A 1,388-nucleotide genomic window follows, 5' to 3' on the forward strand; every position below is an offset into this window, starting at 1 on the left:
ACAAATTTTGATCATGAGAGAGGAGCAGAGGAGTACTTCGTCTATCGATTCACCCACTCTGAATTTAATCTCCAAAAAGGCGCACACAGATTACCAGGCTCTGAAAACGCTGCATTGAATGTTGTATGTCATCAGGCTAAAGGACAAGTGCAGTTGACTATGAGAAATACTAAAACCGTCGTATCTGTACTCACTGAAACTGACCCTTCAGCATCCGGATTACATTTAAGCAGTGGTGTGTTGTTTTCTATGAGACTCTGGCTCAAGGAAGACGTCCTGCGCTTTGTCGATTCTACCTGTAACAGTGTCGTTGATCAGTTTGGGAATGATCTATCGATTGACTCAGCTACCCCGTTAGATCCTGATCACTATATGGGTGACATCCGCGGCAGTTATTGTACTGATGTTAATATGGTTCAGGGAGCATTTGGATTAAAAGACAGAGAGCAGGCATGGGGTTGGATATTAGGTGATAATACCGGTGAACTTGGCTGTGCATCTTCATTGGAGAAGACTTATCGAACAGGCTTTGCTTCAGTGAGCGCATGGTCTACGGCAGGTTTCGAAGTTGCGTGTAATGGCACTATGCCAACATCCGTTTCAACCACATTCTCTCCAGATACAACTCAGCTATCTAATGTTTCACAGATAACTAATGCTTCACACATATCTGCCAGAGTGGTAGGTAACAAAAGCGCTCTGGCCATAAACAGTGATAGGACGGAAGGATTAACTGAAGAGCAGAGAACTGTTTTGGGCGCATGCGTTGGCTTTTTTTTATTGGATCAAGTCATTACCCAAGTCTGGTACTTTTATTCAAACTACATCACGCAAGCCAGGACAAAATATATCAGTCAGGTGTCAGCGGCTGTGTTAGGTTTCGGCCTTCCGTTATTCCAGTCGGCATCACCCTGTTCCGTGGGGATGAGACCACTTGTACAGGAGTTTCTATTGCTAAGCAAAGATCAACCGTAGTTTGTTATTGTTCATAGCCTGTCCCCGGGAAGGTAAAACCCTTAAGTCGGTAATATGGATTATAAAGCAGCATTACCAAACCCGTTGTGAAGCATCGCCTGCTTGGCTGGGCTGCGGGCAGTGATACAAGACAGGAACCCGCAGGGCAGCCATCCGCTTTTTTGTTCCATAAGCGTGGATGAGAAATCCAAGTCTGTGGGGTTTACTTGATGCTGGAAAAAACAGACGTCAAGAGGTTCGTTTTTTATTGGAGAAGGCTTTACCTTTATTTATGAAATATCCGGTCTAGGATAAATAACGACTTTAAAAAGGATTGTTATAGTAAGGATGCTTCTGTTTGAGCGTTAAAAACTGGACAGAGTGCAGTTATGATTATTTCCAGATCCGGGTTAGCAGGTGCTCTTTTGTCGGTA

1 protein-coding gene is annotated in these 1,388 nt (G+C 44.0%); it reads left to right on the forward strand.

Going from position 1 to position 1,388, the window contains the following annotated elements:
• The coding region (locus KDK16_RS03800) for a hypothetical protein (protein WP_257274740.1) at positions 1-975 on the forward strand (975 nt) is incomplete at its 5' end.
• Positions 976-1,388 lie beyond the last annotated feature (413 nt).

This window comes from Endozoicomonas sp. SESOKO4, assembly GCF_024606275.1.